The following is an 18535-nucleotide window of genomic DNA, read 5'->3' as shown; positions in this document are numbered from 1 at the left end:
GGGTAGAGACATACGGGGGTTACCGGGCCCGGGTGGTTAGCCCCAGCCCGGTGTCGGCCCAGCCCGGTGTCGGCCCAGCCCGGTGTCGGCCCAGCCCGGTGTCGGCCCAGCCCGGTGTCGGCCCAGCCCGGTGCCTAACCGGCCCGGTGACGGCCTGGTTTGCGGGTTCGGGAGCCGTGGAAGCGGGCGCCGCGAGGTACTTCGGCGGGGGCGTCCGTCTCGGCGGATTCGAATAGGGCGGCGATGCCGTGGTCGTGGCCTAGGGCGATGGCCTCTAGGCCGTAGTGGCCGCCGGTACGGCCGAGTTCGTGCAGCATGGTGGTCATGATTCGTAGGCCGGTGGCGCCTACGGGGTGGCCTAGTGCGAGGTCGGAGCCGTTGACGTTGAGGCGGTCGAGGGGGTCCAGTTCCCATTCGGTGGCCAGCGCTAGCACCTCTACTGCATAGCCTTCGTTGATCTCCAGCAGATCGATTTCGTCCAGGCCGCAGCCGGTGCGACTGAGCAGCTTCGATACCGCGGGTGCCGCGCCCAGTCCGGGGCCCGCGCTGTCGCAGCCCGCGGCGGCCCAGCCTGCGAGGAACGCCATCGGCGTCAGGCCGAGTTCGTCGAGTCGATCCTCGGCCACGACCAGGCACGCCGATGCCCCGAGCCGGTGCGAGCTCATGTTACCGACCGTCACCACGCCCTCGGCGAGCAGTGGGCGCAAGCCGGCCAGTGTGTGGGTGGACAGGTCGTCGCGCACGCCCTCGTCCCGGGTGATCTGGTGATCGCCGTAGCCTGCGGCCACGCCGACGACCTCGGCCGCGAACGCACCCTGCCGCCAGGCGCGGGCGGCCTTGCGATGGCTGGCCACCGCGAACTCGTCGGCGGCGCCGCGGCCGATTCCGTAGTAGTGCGCCAGCCGCTCGGCATTGCGCAATCCCGCGGTCCCACCGGGCGGGCGCGACTGGGCCGACGCGCATTCCACCCCGCCCGCCACAACCACGTCGGCCGCGCCGGTCTGCACCATCATCGCCGCGGTGATCACGGCTTGCAGGCCGCTGCCGCCGTGCTTGTCGGTCACGAAACCGGGTACCGCGAAGGGTAACCCGGCACCGCGAGCGGCGAGCGAGCCCACCGCGGGCACGTCGGAGAGGCGGCCGTCGATACAGGCCATCGCCACATCGTCGATGCGGAGCGGGTCGATTCCCGAGCGCTCGATCACGGCTGACAGCACCGTGGTCGCCAGCCATTCGGCTGGCATACCCGACAACGCACCACCTTCGACGCCGCTGGGCGTGCGGACGGGTGCCACGATCGCGGCTCTTCTCATTGCGCGTCACGCTCCTCTACCCGGTGCCGGGCTCACTTGTCACAGGGCACCACAGGTTTGTTGCACGGATATGACGGGTCGTCGCGACATCGCGGCTGTGATCGAGATCACCGGCATGCGTGACAACCGAGTAGGCGAGACCCTCGGCGAGCGGCGCGAACACAGGCGTATGGTGCTCCACATCACAATCCATCGCGGTGGGTAATGATTACTGCCGCAGACCCGAAGATCAGCGAGGCATCCACCGTGAGTGCCGCACCGACCGCCGCCCCCGCCACCCATTCCGCGGGCACCGGCGTCTTCAGCAGGACCCGTGCCCGCATTTCCGCGCGCACCCTGCGCACCGACCGCTGGTGGCTACCGCCGCTGTTCACCGCGCTCGGACTGGCCGCGTTCGTCACCTACGCGACCATCAGATCCTTTGTGCGGACGGCCTACTGGGTGCCCGAGTTCCACTATCTGACACCGTTCTACTCACCGTGCCTGAGCGATTCGTGCGCACCGGGCTCGGCGCATTTCGGCACCCCGTTTCCCGAGCTGCCGATGTGGATCCCGCTGGGTTTCGTGGTGCTGCCGTTCCTGCTCGGCTTCCGGCTGACCTGCTACTACTACCGCAAGGCCTACTACCGCTCGGTGTGGTTCTCCCCGCCCGCCTGCGCGGTGGCCGAACCGCACGCGCGCTACACCGGCGAGTCGCGGTTGCCGTTGATCATCCAGAACGCGCACCGCTACTTCTTCTATGTGGCGCTGGTGGTCTCGCTGGTCAACACCTACGACGCGATCACGGCGTTCCACGGCAGCGGTGGCGGTTTCGGTTTCGGCCTCGGCAATATCGTGCTGGCCGTCAATGTGATCCTGCTGTGGGCCTACACCCTGTCGTGTCATTCGTGCAGGCACATCGCGGGCGGACGGCTCAAGAACTTCTCCGCCCATCCGGTGCGGTACTGGTACTGGACCCAGATCTCCAAGCTCAACACCCGCCATATGGCGCTGGCCTGGACCACCCTCGGCACCCTCGTGCTCACCGACTTCTACGTGATGTTGGTTGCGAGCCACACCATTTCGGACCTGCGGTTCGTCAACTGAGCCGCGACAACACGAGGAGCTTGTATTTCAATGCCAGACGTGGAACGGCACGACTACGACGTCGTGGTGATCGGGGCGGGCGGCGCGGGTCTGCGAGCCGTGATCGAGGCACGCGAACAAGGGCTTTCGGTGGCGGTGGTGTGTAAGTCGCTGTTCGGCAAGGCGCATACCGTGATGGCCGAGGGTGGTTGCGCGGCGTCGATGGGCAATGCCAACGAGAAGGACAACTGGCAGACGCACTTCAAGGACACCATGCGCGGCGGCAAGTTCCTCAACAACTGGCGCATGGCCGAGCTGCATGCCCAGGAGGCGCCCGACCGGGTGTGGGAACTGGAAACCTATGGCGCGCTGTTCGATCGGACCGCCGACGGCCGGATCAGCCAGCGCAACTTCGGCGGCCACACCTATCCACGCCTGGCCCACGTCGGCGACCGGACCGGCCTCGAACTGATCCGCACGATGCAGCAGAAGATCGTTTCGTTGCAGCAGGAGGACTACGCGCAGACCGGCGACTACGAGGCCAGGATCAAGGTCTTCGCCGAGTGCACGATCACCGAATTGCTCACCGACGCGGGCGCTATCGCTGGCGCGTTCGGCTACTGGCGCGAATCGGGCGGGCTCGTGTTGTTCACGGCGCCCGCCATCGTGTTGGCCACCGGCGGCATCGGCAAGTCCTACACGGTGACGTCGAACTCATGGGAGTACACGGGCGACGGTCACGCGCTGGCCCTGCGCTCCGGCGCGACGCTGATCAATATGGAGTTCCTGCAGTTCCACCCCACCGGCATGGTCTGGCCGCCGAGCGTGAAGGGCATCCTCGTCACCGAGGGCGTACGCGGCGACGGCGGTGTGCTGAAGAACTCCGAGGGCAAGCGGTTCATGTTCGACTACATCCCGGCGGTCTTCAAGGGCCAGTACGCCGAAACCGAGGAGGAGGCAGATCAGTGGTTGCGCGACAACGATTCCGCGCGCCGCACACCCGATCTGCTGCCCCGCGATGAGGTGGCGCGGGCGATCAACGAGGAGGTGAAGGCGGGTCGCGGCACCGAGCACGGCGGCGTCTATCTCGATATCGCCTCGCGCATGCCCGCCGACGAGATCGTCCGCAGGCTGCCCTCGATGCACCATCAGTTCAAGGAACTGGCCGATGTGGATATCACCGCCGAGCCGATGGAAGTCGGGCCGACCTGCCACTATGTGATGGGCGGGATCGAGGTGGACCCCGATTCCGGTGCGGCGCTGGTGCCCGGATTGTTCGCCGCCGGTGAGTGTTCCGGCGGTATGCACGGCTCCAACCGGCTCGGCGGCAACTCGCTGTCGGACCTGCTGGTGTTCGGCCGCCGGGCCGGGCTCGGCGCGTCGGCCTACGTGCAACAACTGACCGACAAACCGAAGCCGTCCGAGACCGATATCGACGCGGCCACGAAAACCGCGCTGGCGCCGTTCGATTCGCCCGCCGAGGGTGCCGGCGAGAATCCGTACACCCTGCACGCCGAACTCCAGCAGACGATGAACGACCTGGTCGGCATCATCCGCAAGGAACACGAGGTCCGCGCGGCGATCGACAAGCTGAACGAGCTGCGCGCCCGCTACGCCAATGTGACGGTGACGGGCAAACGCCCGTTCAACCCCGGCTGGCACCTGGCCCTCGACCTGGCCAACATGCTGATCGTCAGCGAATGTGTGGCCCGGGCAGCGCTGTTGCGCACCGAGAGCCGAGGTGGCCATACCCGCGACGATCACCCCGGCATGAACCCGGACTGGCGCAACACACTGCTGGTGTGCGCCGTCGATCCGGCGTCGGACGCCCAGATCCCCGACGTCACCGTCACCCCGGCCGAGCAGACGCCGATGCGTGCCGAACTACTCGCCCTGTTCGAACTGAGCGAGCTCGAAAAGTACTACACCGAGCAAGAATTGGCTGCGCACCCGGCAGCCGAGGGAAAGGCGTAACCATGGGATACGACGCCCGGTTCCGGGTCTGGCGCGGCGACATCGACGGCGGCAGCCTCGAGAACTACACGGTAGCGGTGAACGAGGGCGAAGTGGTGCTCGACATCATCCATCGCCTCCAGGCCACCCAGACTCCCGATCTCGCTGTTCGCTGGAATTGCAAAGCGGGCAAGTGTGGTTCGTGTTCGGCGGAGGTGAACGGCCGCCCGCGCCTGCTGTGTATGACGCGGATGTCGACATTCGCGACGGACGAGGTCATCACCGTTACCCCGATGCGGACGTTTCCGATCATCAAGGATCTGGTCACCGACGTCTCGTTCAACTACGAAAAAGCGCGGGAAATACCATCTTTCGCGCCACCCGCGGGTCTCGCACCGGGCGAGTACCGAATGAAGCAGGTGGACGTGGAACGCTCCCAGGAGTTCCGCAAGTGCATCGAGTGCTTCCTCTGTCAGGACACCTGCCATGTGGTGCGTGATCACGAGGAGAACAAGACAGCCTTCGCGGGCCCGCGTTATCTGATGCGTATCACAGAGTTGGAGATGCACCCGCTCGACACGCGGGATCGTCGCGAAATGGCCCAGGAGGAAGCAGGTTTGGGCTATTGCAATATCACCAAGTGCTGCACGGACGTATGCCCCGAGCACATCAAGATCACCGACAACGCGTTGATCCCTTTGAAGGAACGGGTCGTGGATCAGCGCTACGACCCGATTGTCTGGCTCGGCAATAAACTCTTCAGGCGGTAGGAACGGGTGTCGCTGCGGGGCCCCGAAACCCCGCAGCGACAGCTGTCTACAAGACAGCGACAGTACCCACAGCGACTAATCCGACCAGTAATCCGATGAACAGCGCTGACAGCAAAGAGCTGGTGAGTACGTAGATTCCGATCGACGATACCGCGAACAGCAGTATCACGATCAGGCGTTCCACCCCGTCCTCAGGCGCTAGCCTCCGGTACCGGGGTGGCATTTTCTTCAACCCTCGGTCCATATACCCGGGTTACCCGATCCGACACAGCATCAAACCTCGCCCTATGCCGAAACTCTATCGTTCTGTGATCTAACAGGATCAAGGACGATCGAACTCGCCGTCGTGTACGCCCGCGGTGAACGCGGTCCATTCACTCGGGGTGAAGATCAACACCGGGCCGCCGGGATTCTTGCTGTCGCGCAGGGCGACGTACCCGTCGGCCAGCATGGCAACCTCCACGCTGCCGTCAGCGGTGCCCGCCCGCAGCCAGGTGGCGTCGGCGGTGTCGATGTCGCGCTTGGTGTTCACGCGAACGCGCCGGTGTCGATACCACGGGTGAATGCATCCCAGCTATCGCCGTCGAAGACCAGGGCGGGACCGGCGGGGTTCTTGCTGTCGCGCACCCCGACATGCCCACCGAACAGGAAGGCTACTTCGACGCAATCCTTGCCCGCACCGCTGCGGGTGCTCTTGAACCAGTGTGCGTCGACTAGATCGAAACTCATGCCACATACTCCTTCGCGACCCGCTGTAGCAGGTCTCTAGTCGGTTGGATGTCCAGCGCTTGACGCTGGAGGCATTCATGAGCCCGGTCATACCTTCGAACATCCGCGCGTCGTTCCAGGTAGAGATCACCGGTAAAGCCTTCTGCGTACACAACCGGCGGTTCGACCGGTTGCCCCTTACCGTCGGTGCCGAACTCGAGAACCGTGAAAGGTCCGGTCGAGACTCCGAGTGGAACACCGGCGGTAAACGGCAGGATACGCAGTGCGACATTACTTCGGGTGCTTCCGTCGGCGAGATGTCGCAACTGCGCAGCCATCACCATCGCATCACCGACGATGGTGCGCAATACCGATTCGTGCAGAATCACATCGATCTCGGCGGGCAAATGCTTGCGGGTGATGAGCGTCTGACGTTGCAGCCGTAGGGCAACCCGCCGATCGAGCTCGTCGGCCGAATCCTGGGGAAAGCCCAGATGATTCAGCGCGCGAGCGTATTCCGCGGTCTGCAGCAGACCGGGGACGAGCTCGGACTGGTAGGCGCGCAACCGCTGCGCCGATGCCTCCAAGCCCACATAGATATCGAAGTTCTCCGGTATCAAATCGCCGTAGGCGTGCCACCAACTCTTCACGGCGGCCTGCTGCGCGAGACCGGCGAACCCTTCGGCGAGATCGTCGGGAATGCCGTAGATCCGGCACAGTTCGTGGATGTCGATGGTCCGGATGCGGTCGGCCTGCCCCTTTTCCAGTCGCTGCAGGGTGCTCGCGCCCCATTCCATCAGCCGGGCCGCCTCGGCGATGGTGAGTCCGGCCTTGGTGCGCCAGTCACGCAGGTAGCGGCCGAGTTGGCGGCGCGGCAGGGTAGAGGAGGCGCCCGCCTGCCCGCCTGTTCTGTTCGATGCGTCAGCTGCCACAGCCCCACTCCTTCTGTGTCGCATAGCCATCACCCCGCCAGGCCCCGCCGCGGCAGTGGATTTCCGTCCAGTGTGGGGAATCCTGCACTCCCCCATGGATGTCGTGCTGGGAATTCGCGGTAAATCACTCCTTTCGCGCGTGTACTGCCCGTTAGCCGGGCATTTGCGTGCTGTGCTGTTGTCATGCAATTGAGCGAAGTGAACATGCGCATCGCCACAGCACTGATGAGTTGCTCCATCGATCCCGGTCCGATGGAGCCCTACCAAGCCCATGCCGCCATGCAACTACACCTCGACTGCACGGTCGAAGAGTGTCGGGTGCGCAGACGGGCGCGCAACACCCTCGTCGAAGCGGGTCGCTGCGTCCTGGACGCGCGCGCGACCCGCTAGCGATGTCGGTGGTCGGTGATCGGGTCACGTGGGCCGAATTTCGGTTTGCGTGCCTGCCCACTGAGCCCGAGCAGTCGCACCGCGCGGTAGCGGTGGGGTTGTAGCGGTCGTAGGTATTCGATCATCGCGTCGTCGTCGATCGGGTGGCCGAGCAGGCTCCAGCCGACGACGGCGGCGAGGTGATAGTCACCGACCGAGAGGGCATCGGCGTCGCCGAAGGCGCGCTGCGCGGTCTCGGCCACCGTCCACACACCGATGCCGGGCAGGCTGCGCAACCGTCGCGCGGCCTCGCCCGGTTCGACGGTGGCGGTGCGTTCGATCGAGTCGGCGACTCGGGCCGCGCGCACGATGGTCTGCGCGCGCTGCGGCCCGACATTGGCCCGGTGGTACTTCCACGACGGGATCAGTCGCCAGGTCTCGGCGTCCGGTGCCACCATCAGGCCGGTGGGCGCCGGGCCCGGCGCCTTCGTCCCGAACTCACGAACCAGGGTGCGCCAGGCCGCGAACGACGACTTCGTGTGCACCTTCTGTTCGAGGATGGCCGGGATCAGCGATTCCAGCACCAGGCCGGTCTTCAGCATGCGCAGGCCGGGAACCATGCGGTGGGCCTCGGCCAGGATGGGGTGTTCGGGGGCGAAGTCGTCGAGGTCTTCCTCGAGGCAGAGCATCCGGTCGAGACCGGCCAGGAATTCCTCCGCTCCGGGGCCCCAGGCGTGGGCGGCGGCGCCGTCACGACCGTCCTGGGTCAGCCGGTAGGTGACCACGCCGGTCGGCATCCGCGAGGCGTGCCAGTGGCTGCCGTCCGGGCCGACGTGGTGGCAGGGATCGCCACCACCGCGACGCAGGGGCGACACGGTGATGCCGACATCGAAGGGCCTGCTCGACCGGACGGTCCTGGACAGGCAGGCCGAGGCCAGGTCCGGGTCCAGGGTCTGGTCACGCATTCGACCATTGTGCGCCTGTGACCGGCGTCAATCGGCAGCCGGTCCGCCCGGGCGAGCGAGCAGGTATCTGGCCAGATGCAGGCCGGGGGTGTGGCCGAGTTGGTCGGCCTGGGTTCGGCAGGAGAAGCCGTCGGCCAGCAGGACCGCGTTCGGCGGGGCGTTTCGCAACGCCGGGAGCAGGGCGTTCTCGGCGACCGCGACCGAGATGTCGTAGTGGCCGCGCTGCATGCCGAAGTTGCCCGCCAGGCCACAGCAGCCCGCCAGTTCCTCGACGGTGACGCCCATCGCGGCCAGAATTCGGCGTTCGGCGTCGAAGCCACCTACCGCGTGCTGGTGGCAGTGCGGTTGGACGATCACGGTGTCGTGCGGTCGACGGGGTGGTTGCCAGGTGGGGTGCGAGAGCAGGAACTCGGCGAGGGTGCGGACCGAAGCCGCGACCTGTCGGGCTCGCGGATCGTCGGGGAGCAGTTCGGGGAGGTCGGCGCGCAGGGTGGCGGTACACGATGGTTCGAGGCCGACGATCAGCCCACCCGCCGCCACATGGGCGGCCAGTGCGTCCACGGTGGCGCGCAGCCGGGTGCGAGCGCCGTCCAGTTGGCCGGTGCTGATCCAGGTGAGACCGCAGCAGACCCGGTTGTCGGGAATGCGCACGCGATAACCGAGTTGTTCGATCAGTTGCGTGGCGGCGGCGGCGTTTTCCGGATCGAAGGTGTCGGTGAAGGTGTCGATCCACAGCATGACCTCAGCGGTACCGGTGCGGTCGTCGCCGTCGAACGATCGGCGGAACGACTTCGGGGCAAGGCGCGGCGCTGCCCGTCTCGGGTCGATTCCGACCAGGCGCATGCCCGCGCGGCGCAGGTGCGTCCGGGCGGCGATGGCGTTGGCCAGGCGCGGGACGCGCACGGCGATGGCGAGCCAGCGCGGAAGCCGGCCGAGGACATAGTGATCCAGCGGACGCAAGCGTCCGCGGTAGCGGCGATACAGCGCCTCGGATTTGTAGGTGGCCATGTCGACGCCCGCGGGGCAGTCGGCGGCGCAGGCCTTGCACGAGAGACAGAGGTCGAGCGATTCCTCGACCGCGGGCGCACGCCAGTCCAGTTCACCGCGGACGACCTCCTGGAGCACTCTGGCCCGCGCGCGGGTGGTGTCCTTCTCGTCGGCGGTAGCCAGGTACGAGGGACACATGAAACCGCCGGACCCCCGAGTGTCCGTGCGGCACTTGCCGATTCCTACACATCTGTGCACAGCTGTGGATAGATCGCCGGAGTCGGCGGCCAGGGCGAAACCGTGTGCGGGGACGCGGACGAGACCGGCGACCCGCAGGTCGGCGTCGACGGGATTCGGGGCGACGAGGACGCCGGGGTTGAGGATGTCGTCGGGATCGAACAGGGACTTGAAGCCCGCGAAGGCCGCGCGGGCAGCGGGGGAGTACATCACCTCGAGCAGTTCGGATCTGGCGCGGCCGTCGCCGTGTTCGCCCGAGAGCGACCCGCCGTGGCGCACAACGAGTTCGGCGGCATCGAAGAGGAAGGCGCGAAATCGCCGTGGCGCGTCGGTGATCGGGAAGTCGAGGCGGACGTGGATGCAACCGTCGCCGATGTGCCCGTACAGCAGTCCCCGCACGTCGTATTCGGTGGTGAGCGTGGCGAATTCGCGCAGATACGCGCCCAGGTTCGCCGGTGGGACAGCGGCGTCCTCCCACCCCGGCCACGCGGGCTGCCCGTCGGGGGTTCGGCCGGCCAGGCCTGCGCCGTCGGCCCGGATGCGCCACAGCGCGGCCGTGGCGAACGGATCGGTGACGATCCGGTGATCGTCGGCATGGCTGACCGCGCACAGTCGCCGGGCCCCGGCCAGCGCCTCGGCCGGGCTCGCTCCCGCGGTTTCGACGAACAGCCAGCCGCGTCCGCGCGGCAGCTCGGGCACGGTCCCCCGATGCGCGCGGACCACATCGACGAGACCGGCGTCGATGCCCTCGACCGCGATCGGCGCGCAGCCGATGATCGCGGCGATATCGTCCGCGGCGGAGGCGATATCGGGGTAGCCGAGCACCGTGAGGACGGTCGCGGCGGGCACCGGCGTGAGCGCGACCCGCGCGTGCGTCAGCAGTCCACAGGTCCCCTCGGACCCGACGAATGCCTGAGCCGCCGACGAACCACGTTCCGGCAGTAGGTGTTCCAGCCCGTAGCCGGACGCCTGACGATCGAACCGTCCGAGTTCGGTGCGCAGCACGGCCAGGTTCCTGGTGGTGAACTCCGCCAATCCCGGCACCGCCGCCAGGTCCGCGCCGAGGGTCCGGCGCGCCCCCGTGCCATCGAGTACGCGCAGCTCACGAACCGTATCGGAGGTGCGGCCCCAGGCCAACGCGTGCGGTCCGCACGCGTTGTTGCCGATCATCCCGCCCATGGTGCAACGGTCCTGCGTCGATGGATCCGGCCCGAAACGCAATCCGTGCGGGCACAGCCGCCGTTGTAGATCCGACAGCACCACGCCCGGCTGCACGAGCGCGGTGCGCGCCTCGACGTCGACCGCGAGCACGGCGTTCATGTGCCGACTGAAATCCAGCACGATGCCGGGGCCGATGGCATTGCCCGCGACCGAGGTGCCCGCGCCGCGCGCGGTGACCGACAGCCCGTTCTCGCGCGCGAAGCTCACGGCGGCGGCGGCATCGTCCTCGCAGTGGGGAAACACGACCATGGCGGGCCGAACGCGGTAGTTGGAAGCGTCGGCGGAGTATTCGACGCGTCTGCGCACCGACGCGTCGACGGGGCAGTCGATCCGCGCGCGCAGTGCGTCGGCCAGCTTTTCCGAGCTCCGGTCGTCGTCCACCCGACCAGCCTATTCCGCCGTCGGGTGGTCACCGGTCGGCCGTCGCACGCGCTACCGCCGACGTATCCAGGTCTCGGGAACCGGCGGTTCCGAACGCGCGAGTGCCGGACTCGGCGTCCGGTTTCGCTGTGCGCTGAACCCGGCGCACCCGGAAAGCATTTGCAGTCAACCTTTGTTGAGGTTTTAGTGTCGGTGGGCAGGAGTTCAATGGGCGGGGAGCCTCGAGGAGAGTGCAGTGAGTATCGAATCAGTGGCATACAGCCAGATGTATCGACGCGCGAACGCGCCGGAGGAGCGGCGCCCGTTCAGCATGGCGACGGCCCGCCGGATTCTGCGGTTCGCTGAGCATCACCGGCGGCGGATCGGCGGATTCCTCCTGCTCAGTGTGGTGGCCGCAGTGCTCGGTGTGGCCACCCCGATTCTGGCGGGGCACGTTGTCAACGGGATCGTCGACGGTGCGGCGCCGCGCACGGTGGTGCTGCTGGCACTGGCCATCGCGGGCCTGGCGATCCTCGACGCGGGGCTCGGTATCGTGATCCGCTGGCTCTCGGCCCGGATCGGTGAGGGTCTCATCCTCGATCTGCGGACCGCCGTGTTCGATCATGTGCAGAAGATGCCCGTGGCGTTCTTCACCAGGACCAGGACCGGCGCGCTGGTGAGCCGGCTCAACAGCGATGTGATCGGCGCGCAGCGGGCGTTCAGCGACACGCTCTCCGGCGTGGTCACCAACCTGGTCACCCTGGTACTCACCCTCGCCGTCATGCTCACCATCTCCTGGCAGATCACCCTGCTCGCGCTCGTGTTGCTGCCCGTCTTCGTCATCCCCGCCCGGCGCGCCGGCAACAAACTCGCCGCCATGCAGCGCGAAGCGGCCCAGCTCAACGCGGCCATGAGCACCCAGATGACCGAGCGCTTCTCCGCCCCCGGCGCCACCCTGGTGAAGCTGTTCGGCAGGCCGAGGCAGGAGTCGTCGGAGTTCGCGGTGCGCGCCACCCGGGTGCGTGACATCGGCGTTCGCACCGCCATGCTGCAGACCACCTTCGTCACCTCGCTCACCCTGGTCTCCGCGCTCGCGCTCGCGCTGGTCTACGGCCTCGGCGGCTGGTACGCGCTGACCGGCAGCCTCGACGCGGGCTCGGTCGTCGCGCTCTCGCTGCTGCTCACCCGCCTCTACGTTCCGCTCACCGCGCTGGCCAGCGCCCGCCTGGAGATCATGTCGGCGCTGGTGAGTTTCGAGCGCGTCTTCGAGGTGCTCGACCTGAAGCCGCTGATCGAGGACTCCCCGCACGCCACCCCGGTGCCCGACGGTCCGGTCTCGGTGGAGCTGGACGCGGTGAACTTCGGGTACCCGTCGGCCGACAAGGTCTCGCTCGCCTCACTGGAAGACGTCGCGACCCTGGACCGGCGCGGCGGCGTCGAGGTGCTGCACGAGGTGTCGCTGCGGGCCGAACCGGGGCAGCTCATCGCGCTGGTCGGTTCCTCCGGCGCGGGCAAATCCACTATCGCCCAGCTGGTGTCGCGGCTCTACGATGTCGACTCCGGCGCGGTTCGCCTCAACGGCTCCGATGTGCGCGACCTGACCATCGAATCCATCCAGCGCACCGTCGGCCTGGTCACCCAGGACGGGCACCTGTTCCACGACACCATCCGCGCGAACCTGCTGCTGGCCCAGCCGGATGCCACCGAGGAACAACTGTGGGACGCCCTGCGTCGCGCCCGCCTCGGCGACCTGGTCGCCTCCCTCGCCGACGAGCTGGACACCGTGGTCGGCGAACGCGGCTACCGGCTGTCCGGCGGTGAGCGTCAACGGCTCACCATCGCCCGCCTGCTGCTCAAGCAGCCGAAGGTCGTCATCCTGGACGAGGCGACCGCGTCGCTCGACTCCACCTCGGAGGCCGCGGTGCAGGAAGCGCTCACCGAAGCCCTCACCGGCCGCACCGCGCTGGTGATCGCCCACCGCCTGTCCACCATCCGCGCCGCCGACCAGATCCTGGTTCTGGAGGGCGGACGCATCATCGAACGCGGCACCCACGCCGGTCTCCTCAACGCCGATGGTCGCTACGCCGAGCTCTACCGAACCCAGTTCGCCGACGACCCGGTAACCCCGGCGGTCATCGCGGAGAACCTGATCGAGTCCGCGTCCTGGCCGCAGGGGTGAGCGCGGTGCGGCTCAGAACCCGTCGGCCACGCCGATCACGGTGCGCCCGGAGTGGGTGCCGTCCTTGATCGCCTGCAGGACGGTGCCGACCTCGGTGATCGGCGTGAACGACTCGATCGTCGAGAGATGCTGGGGGCGAAGCTGTTTGCCCAGTGCGGTCCACAGGGCGCGGCGCTTCTCGATCGGGAGCGCAACCGAGTCGATGCCGAGCAGGCTGACGCCGCGCAGAATGAACGGAAGCACGGTGGTGGGCAGCTCGGCGCCGCCGGTGAGACCGCTCGCCGCTACCGCGCCGCCGTAGCCGATGGCGCTGAGGACGTGGGCCAGCGAGGCGCCGCCGACGCTGTCGACCGCGGCTGCCCAGTTGGCCTTGTTGAGCGGGCGCGGCTTGGCATCGGGGTCGAGGGGGAATCGGCCGATGACCTCGTTGGCGCCGAGCTCGGCGAGCAGGTCGTTCGCGTCGGTCTTGCCGGTGGAGGCGATCACCTCGAAGCCGAGGCCGGAGAGGATGTCGACGGCGACGGTGCCGACGCCGCCGGTCGCGCCGGTGACCAGGACGGCGCCGTCGTCGGGGGTCAGGCCGTGGTCGAGCAGCGCCTGCACGCTCATGGCGGCGGTGAAGCCCGCGGTGCCGATGGTGGCGGCGTCGCGGGTGTCGAGACCGTCGAGGCGCACCACCCATTCGGCGGGCACCCTGGTGTACTCGGCGAAGCCGCCGTTACGCGAGACTCCCAGGTCGTAGCCGTGCGCGATGACCTGGTCGCCGGGGGCGAAATCGTCTGTCTCCGAAGCGATCACCTCACCGGTGAGGTCGATGCCCGGCACGATCGGATACTCGCGAACCACTCCGCCGCGCGGCGTGATCGCCAGCAGATCCTTGTAGTTCGCGCTCGAGTAGTGCACCTTGATCGTCACCTCGCCGGTGCCGAGGAAGTCATCGCCCACCGTTTCGCGAGCGAGAACGATCCCACCGTCGGTTTCACGGGCAACCATCGCAGAGAACACAGTTCCGCCTCTCCGGGTAATGTGGCCGGACTGATCGGCGCTACCAGTAGCGACGCGGCCGCCGGATCAGCCGAACGTGTGTCAGGCCCGTCCCCGGTGAGTTACCCATGTACCACCGAACCTAGTTGATCCGGGCCGGTCCGGCGATCGCGCGGCCGGTTCAGGGCGGGAGCAGTTCGAGTCGGACGCCGAGCAGCCGGACCGGGCGGTCGAGGTCGAAGTGGGCGATGATCGCGAGGGCGGCGTCGGTGATGGTGGCGATATCGTCGGTGGGGGTGGGGAGTTTTCGCTGTTTGGTGCGGGTGTAGAAGGTCTTCGTGCGGACGGTGACCGAGACTCGGGTGCTGACGCGGTGGTGTTCGCGCATTTCCTCGGCGATCTCGGTGGCGATGCGCGCGACCTCACGGCGGATTTCCTCTGGGTCGGTGAGGTCGTGCGGGAAGGTTTCGGATTTGCTGCGGCCCACCGGGATTCGCGGGGTGGTCGAGAGTTCGGTATCGCCTTTGCCGTGACCGAGGACCCACAGGTAGGGGCCGGTGTTCGGGCCGAATTCGGCGGCGAGTCTGTCGCGGTCGGCAGACATGAGGTCGGCGACCGTGGTGATGTCGAGGTCGGCCATGCGGGCGGCGATGCGGGCGCCGACGCCCCAGAGCGCGTCGGTGGGGCGGTGGCCCATGAGTTCGGTCCAGTTGGCGGCGGTGAGTTGAAAGATGCCGGTGGCGGCGCCGGGGTCGTGTTCGGGTTCGGCGGAGGTCTTGCCGGTGGACTTGGCGAAACCGGTGGCGAGTTTCGCGGTGAGCTTGTTGTCGCCGATGCCGACCGCACAGGTCAGTCCGAGTTCGATGATGGCGGTGCGTATTTCGGCGGCGAGCGGCCACGGATCGGCATCGGTGGCGACGAAGGCCTCATCCATTCCCCACACCTCGACCGCACCGGCCACCCGGCCCAGCGTCGCCATGATCTCCTCGGAGGCCACCTCGTAGGCGGCCATGTCGACGGGCAGGAAAACACCCTCCGGACACTTGCGCAGCGCCATTCGCAACGCCATTCCCGCACGCACGCCATAGGCCCTCGCGGGATAAGAAGCGCAGGTCACGACCTTACGGGGCTGCGCCGGATCACCATCGCCGCCGACGATGACCGGCAGGCCGCGCAGCTCGGGGCGACGCCGGAATTCCACCGCCGCCTGGAATTGGTCGAGATCGACATGCAGGAGCCACCGGGGCACTGTTCCGTCATACCCCATGGCACCGGCAATCCGGCGTAACCGGGCGTGGCAATATCCGTACCGCGCCAACCGATCACGACTGAGCTCGAAGAACGGAAACATCCGATGCCGACCGAAGCCACCACCCTCGACCTCGACCTGGCGCGCCAGGTGCTCGCCGCGCAGCCGTTCGCCCGTCTGGTCGGCACCGAGCTCACCGAATTCGGTGACGGCGCGGCGACTCTGGTCATCGACATCCAGCCCGAACACGGGCAGCAGTTCGGGTTCGTACACGGCGGGGTGCTCGCCTACGCCGCCGACAACGCCCTCACCTTCGCCGCGGGCACCGTATTGGGCCCCAACGTCCTCACCGGCGGCTTCACCATCACCTACCTGCGTCCGGCCCAGGGCGAGCGCCTGCGCGTGCACGCCACCGTGCTGGGCGCCACCCGGCGCCAAGCCGTCACCCACTGCGACGTCTACGCCGAGACCGACGGTGAGGAACCCGTCCTGTGCGCGGTCGCCCAGGGCACCACCCGCCGCGTCGAGAAGGACCTCGCCCCCTCCGCCGAGGAGGACGCGGACGGTTTCGACGACGCCGATCTCGATGACGACGACTTCGACGACCAGGACGACTACGACACCGATCAACTGGCCGTAGTCACCATCGACGGCCCCGTCCTGCCGCCGACCGTCAGTCACTGACCCGGACACGTCAACGGGCCGCGCACAGCTCGCGCACGGCCCGTCGACGGCGTGGATCAGGCGCTGACGGCGAAGGTCTTACCGTCGGCGGCGGGTTCGGCGACGGGTTCGATGGCGTAGGCCAGGATGTCTGCCACGTCGGCGACGGGGCGGACGGTCAAGGCGGCCAGCACGTCCGCCGGGACCTCGTCCAGGTCCGGTTCGTTGCGTGCCGGGATGAAGACGGTCTTCAGGCCGGCTCGCTGGGCGGCGAGCAGCTTCTGCTTCACGCCGCCGATCGGCAGGACGCTGCCGTTGAGGGTCACCTCGCCGGTCATCCCGACATCGCCGCGCACCGGGCGGCCCAGGGCCAGTGACACCAGGGCGGTGACCATGGTGACGCCCGCCGAAGGGCCGTCCTTCGGCACCGCGCCCGCCGGGAAGTGGATGTGGATATTGCGGTCGAGCACCTTGGGTTCGATGCCGATCTCGGCCAGGTGTGAGCGCACGTAGGTGAGCGCGATCTGCGCGGACTCCTTCATGACGTCGCCGAGTTGGCCGGTGAGGGTGAGCGAACGCTCGCCCTCGGCGCCGTTGGCCTCGATGTAGAGGACATCGCCGCCGGCGCCGGTGACCGCGAGGCCCGTCGCCACCCCGGGAACGGCGGTGCGTTCCATCGAGTCCGGGGTGAAGCGGGGGCGGCCGAGGTACTCGGTGAGGTTGTCGAGGTCGATCACCAGGCTCGTCACCTGACCGACCGGCTGCGGACCGGCTGCGATGTCGATGACGTTGTCGTAGCCGAGTTCGGGGTCGTACCCGAGCACCGCGCCCTCGCCCAGCTCGCCCTTGTCGACGAGTGCGGCGTTATCGCGCCCAGCCGTGTCTCCAACGCTCGTGACCAGTCGGGTCGCGGCCTTGCGCAGGGCCTTCGCCACCAGACGCTCCATTTGACGCACACCCGCCTCCCGGGTGTAGTTCGCCGCGATCTCGCGCAACGCCGCGTCGGTGATCGACACCTCCTCGGGGGTCAAGGCATTGCGCTCCAGCTGGCGGGGGACCAGGAAGTCACGGGCGATGGCCACCTTGTCGGCCTCGGTGTAGCCGTCGACGGTGATGAGCTCCATACGGTCCAGCAGGGGACCGGGGATGGTGTCCATGACATTGGCGGTCGCGATGAACAGGACATTGGACAGGTCGAGGTCCAGATCGAGGTAGTGGTCGCGGAAGGTGTGGTTCTGCGCGGGGTCGAGGACCTCGAGCAGGGCCGCCGCCGGATCGCCGCGGAAGTCGGAGCCGACCTTGTCGATCTCGTCCAGCAGCACAACGGGATTCATCGAACCCGCCTCCTTCACCGCCCGCACGATCCGGCCCGGCAGCGCGCCGACGTAGGTGCGGCGGTGGCCACGGATCTCGGCCTCGTCGCGCACGCCGCCCAGCGCCACCCGAACGAACTCGCGGCCCAGTGCTTTCGCGACCGACTCACCCAGCGAGGTCTTGCCGACACCGGGCGGACCCACCAGCACGAGCACCGCGCCGGAACCACGTCCGCCGACGACCTCGAGACCCCGCGCGGCCCGACGTGAACGCACCGCCAGGTACTCGACCATGCGATCCTTCACCTCGTCGAGGCCGTGGTGGTCGGCGTCGAGCACGGCGCGGGCGGCCGAGACATCGGTGTTGTCTTCGGTTTTCACTGTCCACGGCAGGTCGAGCACGGTGTCGAGCCAGGTGCGGATCCACCCGGACTCCGGGCTCTGGTCGCTGGCGCGTTCCAACCGGCCTACCTCGCGCAGCGCCTCGGCGCGGACGTTCTCGGGCAGGTCCGCGTTCTCCACGCGGGTGCGGTAGTCGTCGGCGCCGTCGGGTTCGTCCTCGCCGAGCTCCTTGCGGATGGCGTTGAGCTGCTGACGCAGCAGGAACTCGCGCTGGCTCTTCTCCATGCCGTCGCGGACGTCCTCGGAGATCTTGTCGGTGATCTCGACCTCGGCGATGTGCTCGGTGATCCACTCGATCTGCTTGGTCAGGCGCACCGCCACATCGGGGGTTTCCAGCAGCTCGCGCTTCTGGTCGTCGGACAGGTACGGCGCGTAGCCGGCAGTGTCGGCGATGGCCTCGGCGTCGGCGAGCTGGTTGACGATATCGATGATCTGCCAGGCCTCACGCCGTTGCAACACGGCCACGACCAGCTTCTTGTACTCCGCGGCGAGCTCGGTGGTCCGCTCGTCGGGCTCGACCGCCTCGACGAGTTCGGCCTCCACCCACAGCGCGGCGCCCGGCCCGGTGACGCCGTGCCCGATCCGGGCCCGACGCTCGGCCTTCAACACGGCCGCGGGCGCGCCGCCGCGCATCCGGCCGACCTGTTCGATGGTGGCGACGACGCCGTAGGACGCGTAACCCTCGTCCAGTCGCGGCGCGACCAGCACCGAACCGGTCTTCGCGGCCTGCGCGGCGTCGATGGCGGCCTGCGCGGATTCGTCCAGTTCGATGGGCACGACCATGCCCGGCAGCACGATCGGATCGGTCAGGAACAGCACCGGCAGGTTCTGAGCTGAAGTCATGTCGACCCTTCCAAAGTTGAGC

At 67.8% G+C, this 18535-nt stretch carries 14 protein-coding genes and 1 pseudogene; 6 read left to right on the top strand and 9 right to left on the bottom strand.

The features are described from left to right. Positions 1-134 precede the first annotated feature (134 nt). On the bottom strand, positions 135-1313 hold the full coding sequence (locus tag NA12_RS22535; protein WP_084473013.1) for a thiolase family protein: 1179 nt from the start codon (positions 1311-1313) through the stop codon (positions 135-137). A 204-nt stretch (positions 1314-1517) separates the two neighbouring features. Between NA12_RS22535 and sdhC the strand changes: the two genes are divergently transcribed. From sdhC to NA12_RS22520, 3 genes are read left to right on the top strand one after another with little or no spacing between them, the layout of a single operon-like run. Continuing rightward, a complete protein-coding gene (gene sdhC, locus NA12_RS22530; RefSeq protein ID WP_067454805.1) occupies positions 1518-2399 on the top strand; it encodes a succinate dehydrogenase subunit SdhC in 882 nt (293 codons plus the stop codon). A gap of 30 nt (positions 2400-2429) precedes the next feature. Continuing rightward, the gene (locus tag NA12_RS22525) at positions 2430-4352 is read left to right on the top strand and encodes a fumarate reductase/succinate dehydrogenase flavoprotein subunit (protein ID WP_067454802.1); all 1923 of its coding nucleotides are present in this window, start codon (positions 2430-2432) and stop codon (positions 4350-4352) included. Between the two features lie 2 nt (positions 4353-4354). Continuing rightward, a complete protein-coding gene (locus NA12_RS22520) occupies positions 4355-5101 on the top strand; it encodes a succinate dehydrogenase/fumarate reductase iron-sulfur subunit (RefSeq protein WP_067454799.1) in 747 nt (248 codons plus the stop codon). 322 nt (positions 5102-5423) lie between these two features. On the opposite strand, the gene NA12_RS22510 is transcribed toward NA12_RS22520, so the two are convergent. Genes NA12_RS22510 through NA12_RS22500 form a run of 3 tightly spaced genes read right to left on the bottom strand, consistent with a single transcriptional unit; the run spans position 5424 to position 6741 of the window. After that, on the bottom strand, positions 5424-5633 hold the full coding sequence (locus NA12_RS22510; protein ID WP_067454793.1) for a DUF397 domain-containing protein: 210 nt from the start codon (positions 5631-5633) through the stop codon (positions 5424-5426). Next, complete coding sequence (locus NA12_RS22505) at positions 5630-5830, bottom strand: DUF397 domain-containing protein (protein ID WP_067454791.1); 201 nt, start codon at positions 5828-5830, stop codon at positions 5630-5632. Before NA12_RS22505 ends, NA12_RS22510 begins: the two co-directional genes overlap by 4 nt. Continuing rightward, positions 5827-6741: a helix-turn-helix domain-containing protein gene (locus NA12_RS22500; protein ID WP_067454787.1), complete on the bottom strand. Its 915-nt coding sequence runs from the start codon at positions 6739-6741 to the stop codon at positions 5827-5829. The genes NA12_RS22505 and NA12_RS22500 overlap by 4 nt, the downstream gene beginning before the upstream one ends. A 183-nt stretch (positions 6742-6924) precedes the next feature. On the opposite strand from NA12_RS22500, the gene NA12_RS22495 reads away from it, so the two are divergent. Further along, complete coding sequence (locus NA12_RS22495) at positions 6925-7131, top strand: hypothetical protein (protein ID WP_067454784.1); 207 nt, start codon at positions 6925-6927, stop codon at positions 7129-7131. Here the strand turns inward: NA12_RS22495 and NA12_RS22490 are convergent. Both NA12_RS22490 and NA12_RS22485 read right to left on the bottom strand, forming a co-directional pair. Beyond that, positions 7128-8075, bottom strand: a complete 948-nt coding sequence (locus tag NA12_RS22490) for a DNA-3-methyladenine glycosylase family protein (protein ID WP_067454781.1) — start codon at positions 8073-8075, stop codon at positions 7128-7130. The genes NA12_RS22495 and NA12_RS22490 overlap by 4 nt on opposite strands. Positions 8076-8102: 27 nt before the next feature. Beyond that, positions 8103-10901 (bottom strand): FAD-binding and (Fe-S)-binding domain-containing protein, encoded by a 2799-nt coding sequence (locus NA12_RS22485; protein WP_067454778.1) that lies wholly within the window; start codon positions 10899-10901, stop codon positions 8103-8105. Between the two features lie 235 nt (positions 10902-11136). Between NA12_RS22485 and NA12_RS22480 the strand changes: the two genes are divergently transcribed. Continuing rightward, complete coding sequence (locus tag NA12_RS22480; protein ID WP_067454775.1) at positions 11137-13059, top strand: ABC transporter ATP-binding protein; 1923 nt, start codon at positions 11137-11139, stop codon at positions 13057-13059. Positions 13060-13071: 12 nt separating this feature from the next. Here NA12_RS22480 and NA12_RS22475 read toward each other — a convergent pair whose 3' ends face one another. Then, positions 13072-14052 (bottom strand): acrylyl-CoA reductase family protein, encoded by a 981-nt coding sequence (locus tag NA12_RS22475; RefSeq protein ID WP_067454771.1) that lies wholly within the window; start codon positions 14050-14052, stop codon positions 13072-13074. A gap of 172 nt (positions 14053-14224) precedes the next feature. After that, positions 14225-15292 carry a DNA polymerase IV gene (locus tag NA12_RS22470; protein ID WP_174551120.1) on the bottom strand — a complete coding sequence of 356 codons (1068 nt, stop codon included), beginning with the start codon at positions 15290-15292 and terminating at the stop codon, positions 14225-14227. A 105-nt stretch (positions 15293-15397) separates the two neighbouring features. Here NA12_RS22470 and NA12_RS22465 point away from each other — a divergent pair. Then, a pseudogene (locus tag NA12_RS22465) lies at positions 15398-15805 on the top strand (PaaI family thioesterase); the annotation flags it as partial. A gap of 227 nt (positions 15806-16032) precedes the next feature. Here the strand turns inward: NA12_RS22465 and lon are convergent. Then, entirely contained in the window at positions 16033-18513 is a 2481-nt protein-coding gene (gene lon, locus NA12_RS22460; protein ID WP_067454762.1) for an endopeptidase La, read from the bottom strand. Positions 18514-18535: the final 22 nt, after the last annotated feature.

It is taken from the genome of Nocardia alba NBRC 108234, from assembly GCF_001612665.1.
Taxonomy (GTDB): domain Bacteria; phylum Actinomycetota; class Actinomycetes; order Mycobacteriales; family Mycobacteriaceae; genus Nocardia; species Nocardia alba.
Note: the sequence above shows the minus strand (reverse complement) of the source record. Positions and strands in the feature narration are given on the sequence as shown.